Origin of the sequence: Chitinibacter sp. GC72 (assembly GCF_009760905.1) — a bacterium.
GTDB lineage: Bacteria > Pseudomonadota > Gammaproteobacteria > Burkholderiales > Chitinibacteraceae > Chitinibacter.
The window spans coordinates 1-5,338 of sequence record NZ_VIRW01000040.1 but is presented as its reverse complement, the minus strand read 5'-3'; the positions used below and the strand labels follow the sequence as shown (position 1 = coordinate 5,338).

Genomic DNA, 5,338 nt, shown 5'->3' with positions numbered 1-5,338 from the left:
ATGTTTTTTACATAATCCGCGTGACCTGGGCAATCTACGTGAGCGTAGTGGCGAGTTTCGGTTTCGTACTCAACGTGCGCAGTATTAATAGTGATACCACGTGCTTTTTCTTCTGGTGCGCTGTCGATCTGTGAGTAGTCTTTAGCTTCACCACCGAACTTGCGAGTCAACACAGTCGTGATCGCAGCAGTCAGGGTTGTTTTACCGTGGTCAACGTGACCGATTGTACCAACGTTAACGTGCGGCTTGCTCCGCGTAAACTTTTCCTTAGCCATCGCTTTATTTCCTTCTCGAGAACTTGAAATAACAGAATAATGACACTACGAATTGGTGCTGATGGGGGGAATTGAACCCCCGACCTCTCCCTTACCAAGGGAGTGCTCTACCCCTGAGCTACATCAGCATTTTTTTGGAGCGGGTGAAGGGAATCGAACCCTCGTCGTAAGCTTGGAAGGCTTCTGCTCTACCATTGAGCTACACCCGCGCTTAGTACTTAAAATTCGTTTCTACCAAAACCCGCAACACATGGGTGTTTGGTGGGGGGAGAAGGATTCGAACCTTCGAAGGCTGAGCCGCCGGATTTACAGTCCGGACCCGTTGACCGCTGGGGTAATCCCCCCCTTTAGAGACCCGCATTATGGAGAGGATGAACAATATCGTCAAACATTTTCCACCCTCTCGCCATTTTTTTTCAATAAAGGCTTATTTCAAAAAGACAATTAGGCCGCAGTTGGCGATGAATTCTGTTTTGAAGCCCACCAATAGAGCAACAAACCGGCCGCAATCATCGGCAAGCTGAGCAATTGCCCCATCGACAGATTCATGGTTAAGAGACCCAGATAATCATCAGGCTCACGGGCAAATTCAGCAACAAACCGGAAGAAACCATATCCCAGCAGGAATAAGCCGGAAGTTTGTCCCGCTTTGCGCGGCTTGGCTGAGTACATCCATAAAATGATATATAGCAACACTCCCTCAAGTGCGAACTGATACAGTTGGGATGGATGACGCGGCAAACCATCGTGCGCCTGCGGAAAAACCATTGCCCACGGCATAGTGGCATCGGTCATGCGCCCCCACAGCTCACCATTGATAAAATTGCCAATCCGGCCAGCCGCCAAACCCAAAGGCACCAATGGCGCAATAAAGTCGGTTACCTGCAAAAAGCTGCGGCCTGTTTTGCGTGCAAACAGATACATCGCCAGCAACACACCAAGGAACCCGCCATGAAAGGCCATACCACCTTTCCAAACCATTAGCACTTCAGCAGGATTGGCCAGATAGTAATCAAATTTGTAAAACAGCATATAGCCCAGGCGCCCACCGAGAATCACCCCTAGTACACCATAGAACAGCAAATCATCCATCTCACTGGTTTGCCAGCCCGCAGGCTGCCCTCGCCGGATGCGCCAACGCCCCATCAACAAAAACATGACAAAGGCCAGCAGGTACATCAAACCGTACCAGTGAACGCCAAATGAGCCGTAAACATAAAAGGCTACAGGATCAAACTGAGGATGAACTAACATGGCTTTCTGCTTTCGGTGTCCAGGGTGGCTGCGATTATATCCGGCAATCAGCCCAATCACCCACCCTTGAGTACAAATTACAATTTACAAGCACAGCGAAGCATGAAAGCCAAAGCAGGTTTTTTTGTTACAATTGCTACACAGCTTCAGCCACTTAGAGAAAACATCATGCCCGTATACCGCTCCCGCACCACCACCCACGGTCGCAATATGGCCGGCGCTCGCGCTCTCTGGCGCGCCACCGGCATGAAAGACGGTGATTTTGACAAACCCATCATTGCAATCTGCAACTCCTTCACCCAATTCGTACCCGGCCACGTTCATTTGCAAAATCTGGGTCAGCTGGTGGCACGCGAAGTCGAAAAAGCCGGTGGTGTAGCGAAAGAATTCAACACCATTGCTGTAGATGACGGTATCGCGATGGGACACGGCGGCATGCTGTATAGCCTGCCTAGTCGCGACCTGATTGCCGATTCAGTTGAATACATGGTCAACGCACACTGTGCTGACGCCATGGTCTGCATTTCCAATTGCGACAAAATCACCCCCGGCATGCTAATGGCCGCATTGCGCCTCAATATCCCGGTGATTTTCGTTTCTGGTGGCCCAATGGAAGCGGGCAAAGTGAACTGGCACGGCGAAACACGCAAGCTTGATCTGGTTGACGCCATGGTGGAAGCCGCCAACCCCAATGTGTCAGACGAAGAAGTTGACGCCGTGGAGCGCAGCGCCTGCCCAACCTGTGGCTCGTGCTCGGGCATGTTCACCGCCAACTCGATGAACTGCCTCACCGAAGCACTTGGCCTGTCATTACCGGGTAATGGCTCACTACTGGCCACTCACGGTGACCGCAAACAATTATTCCTGCAAGCAGGCCGCACGATTGTTGAACTGGCCAAGCGTTACTACGAAGGCGAAGATACTTCGGTATTGCCACGCAATATCGCCACCTTCGAAGCATTTGAAAACGCGATTGCACTTGATATCGCCATGGGCGGCTCGACTAATACTGTATTGCACCTGCTGGCTGCAGCCAATGAAGCTGGCGTTGATTTCAAGATGCAAGACATCGACCGCATGAGCCGCAAAGTACCTTGCCTGTCGAAAGTCGCCCCCGCTACGCAGAAATACCACATGGAAGACGTGCATCGTGCTGGCGGCGTGATTGGCATTCTGGCCGAGCTTGACCGCGCAGGCCTGATTCACCGTGATGTACCGACTGTCCACGCCAAAACACTGGGCGAAGGACTGGATCAATGGGACATCGTTAAAAACTCGCCCGACAGCCTGGCACACCTGCTCTACCGTGCAGCACCTGGCGGCGTTGCAACCACGATCGCCTTTAGCCAGAGCATGCGCTGGCCCGAGCTGGACCTAGATCGCGCAAATGGCTGCATCCGCAGCAAAGAGCACGCGTACTCGCAAGATGGCGGCATTGCGGTGCTGTACGGCAATATCGCTGAGCGTGGTTGCATTGTTAAAACCGCTGGCGTTGACGAATCCATCCTGAAATTCACCGGCCGCGTGCGTATTTTTGAAAGCCAGGACGACGCAGTAGCTGGCATTCTGGCTGATCAGGTGGTCGCTGGCGATCTGGTACTGATCCGCTACGAAGGCCCGAAAGGCGGCCCGGGTATGCAGGAAATGCTCTATCCAACGTCTTACCTGAAATCAAAAGGACTAGGCAAAGAATGCGCACTACTGACTGACGGGCGCTTCTCGGGCGGCACTTCAGGCCTATCGATCGGCCACGTTTCACCAGAAGCCGCAGAAGGCGGCGCAATTGGCTTGGCGCAGGAAGGCGATCAGCTTGAAATCGACATTCCAAACCGCACGATCAACCTACTGGTTAGCGATGAAGAACTGGCCGCGCGCCGTGCAGAGATGGAAAGTCGTGGCAAGGACGCCTGGAAACCCGTTGATCGCCAGCGCTATGTAAGCGCAGCGCTACGCGCCTATGCCGCAATGACAACCAGCGCCGACACTGGCGCGGTACGCGATGTATCGCAGGTCGAGCGCAAAGACTAATACCTGACACAAAAAAACACAAAGCGGCCTGCGGGTCGCTTTTTTATTGCCTGGGTATTACCCTACAGAACAATTAGATATTGACCTATAGAGCAATACCCCGCATAAATTCTAAAATCTGCCCAATAAAAAACCCAGCCTAAGCTGGGTTCCGAGCATCAGAGTCTGTAGTAAATTACAGAGGCTGAATGTTTGAAGCTTGTTGGCCTTTAGGGCCGTTAGTCACTTCAAAGCTAACTTTCTGGCCTTCTTGCAGTGTTTTGAAACCGCTAGTAGTAATTGCCGAGAAGTGGGCAAACAAGTCTTCGCCGCCTTGATCAGGAGTAATGAAACCGAAGCCTTTTGCATCGTTGAACCACTTAACTGTACCAGTTGCCATCTTTAATTTACCTTAAACTATAAAATTGAGCAGTCGCTCAAGTCCTACATCATACACAACTATCCATGCTGTGCTCGGTAAAAATTGGTTTTATTTCTGTTTTTGTCGGCAAGCACAGCACAAAGCCTGATAAATATTGGCTTTGGCTCCAGAAAAAACAGCCAGACGGTCGATATTTTTGCGGCAAATCCGCTCAAGCAGCCAAAAGAAACCGGCAATTGCATATTCAGCAATGACTTAAATCGACACCTGCACACCATTTATCCGTCTCGTCTCAGCTTTGTGCGCATTCATCCGATAAGCTACTCAATGCCTTCAGGAGGCCACCATCATGTCCTTACTTCCAGCACTCAGCGGTCGCGATCTGTTCGCACAAAGCAGCAATCACGTTGGCGAACTTCAGCGCAACAACAAAGCTGCTGATAGCAAAACCGACAAAATCGAACAGCGCGTAGCCTCATTACAGAAAGACACACTCAAACTGGCCCAGGATTTTCTAGGACAATTTGCCAGCCAGCTGTTTGGCGATGCCGCCAAAGGCATGCAGATCAGCTTTGATCAGTTCGAACTAAGCGCCAGTAGTGAAGCGAGCATGAGTTTGTCGCGCAGCAGCGACGGCACCAGCAGCACCCGCTCCGCCAGCTTCAGCCTGAACGACAGCAGCAGCTTTACCGGGCGCGGAACCATTAGCACGGCAGATGGGCGACAATTTGAGTTCGAGCTCTCGGTGACTTATGAATCACGCCAGCAGATGAGCTACACAGAGCAAACTAAACGCACTAGCAGTCCGAACACAGCAGCACAGCCTGCGGACACCAGCGCCGCACGCGGCATGAATTACCAGGGCACAGCTGATGAGCTACTCGATAGCATCAGCGCAACGCCAGTGCAGCTGCCCTTCAAACTCAAAGATCAAGATGGCGACGAGCAAGTCATGGGTGACCTAGTATTGAAACTGCTTAACCTTAGCGGTGGCGACCGCTTCTACGACTGGTTTGGCAACAAGGAAGCCCGAATCGACCAGAACGCTTAATTGCGCAGCTCTGAGGCGCCAAATCGCCAAATCCAAATAAACAAGGCGCTCCAAAGAGCGCCCGAAAATGAATCCAGAATTTGTGCGGCTTAAAGCCACTGCAAATGAAACTGATTTACTTGTCGCATCCCGGACGATTGCCTGAGTAAACGCATCTGGAAACTTGCCCTAGCTCGCGAGAGTTTAGGTAAGCTTCTGGCAACGCTCAAGGCCCAGACAACATGATCGTCCAATTACACAAAAACGCCCGCACCACGCCTGCCATTCGCAGGGAAATTCAGCAAGCGACCGGCACTCAGGCCGAACTGGCTGCACGCTATAACGTCTCCGTCGATACCATTCACAAGTGGCAGAACCGGGACAGTGTGG

Annotated in this window: 5 protein-coding genes and 3 tRNA genes; 2 read left to right on the top strand and 6 right to left on the bottom strand. The window is 51.8% G+C overall.

Annotated features, from left to right (window positions below; genetic code table 11):
- From FLS37_RS16510 to lgt, 5 genes are all read right to left on the bottom strand, one after another.
- Positions 1-275: GTP-binding protein (locus FLS37_RS16510; protein ID WP_232522652.1), on the bottom strand; the 275-nt coding region annotated here is incomplete at its 3' end.
- Between the two features lie 53 nt (positions 276-328).
- Positions 329-403, bottom strand: a tRNA-Thr gene (locus tag FLS37_RS16505).
- A gap of 7 nt (positions 404-410) precedes the next feature.
- A tRNA-Gly gene (locus FLS37_RS16500) sits at positions 411-484 on the bottom strand.
- A 50-nt stretch (positions 485-534) separates the two neighbouring features.
- Positions 535-620: transfer RNA gene (locus FLS37_RS16495), tRNA-Tyr, on the bottom strand.
- Between the two features lie 99 nt (positions 621-719).
- Positions 720-1,529 (bottom strand): prolipoprotein diacylglyceryl transferase, encoded by an 810-nt coding sequence (lgt, locus tag FLS37_RS16490; RefSeq protein WP_157671059.1) that lies wholly within the window; start codon positions 1,527-1,529, stop codon positions 720-722.
- Between the two features lie 168 nt (positions 1,530-1,697).
- On the opposite strand from lgt, the gene ilvD reads away from it, so the two are divergent.
- Complete coding sequence (gene ilvD, locus FLS37_RS16485) at positions 1,698-3,557, top strand: dihydroxy-acid dehydratase (RefSeq protein ID WP_157671058.1); 1,860 nt, start codon at positions 1,698-1,700, stop codon at positions 3,555-3,557.
- A 175-nt stretch (positions 3,558-3,732) separates the two neighbouring features.
- Here the strand turns inward: ilvD and FLS37_RS16480 are convergent, their stop codons facing one another.
- Complete coding sequence (locus FLS37_RS16480; RefSeq protein WP_157671057.1) at positions 3,733-3,936, bottom strand: cold-shock protein; 204 nt, start codon at positions 3,934-3,936, stop codon at positions 3,733-3,735.
- Between the two features lie 331 nt (positions 3,937-4,267).
- Here FLS37_RS16480 and FLS37_RS16475 point away from each other — a divergent pair, with 331 nt between their 5' ends.
- Entirely contained in the window at positions 4,268-4,969 is a 702-nt protein-coding gene (locus FLS37_RS16475; RefSeq protein ID WP_157671056.1) for a hypothetical protein, read from the top strand.
- Positions 4,970-5,338 lie beyond the last annotated feature (369 nt).

Excerpts from the sequence above, each read along its gene's own strand:
- lgt (WP_157671059.1), bottom strand. The coding sequence starts at position 1,529 with ATGTTAGTTCATCCTCAGTTTGATCCTGTAGCCTTTTATGTTTACGGC.
- ilvD (WP_157671058.1), top strand. The coding sequence starts at position 1,698 with ATGCCCGTATACCGCTCCCGCACCACCACCCACGGTCGCAATATGGCC.
- FLS37_RS16480 (WP_157671057.1), bottom strand. The coding sequence starts at position 3,936 with ATGGCAACTGGTACAGTTAAGTGGTTCAACGATGCAAAAGGCTTCGGT.
- FLS37_RS16475 (WP_157671056.1), top strand. The coding sequence starts at position 4,268 with ATGTCCTTACTTCCAGCACTCAGCGGTCGCGATCTGTTCGCACAAAGC.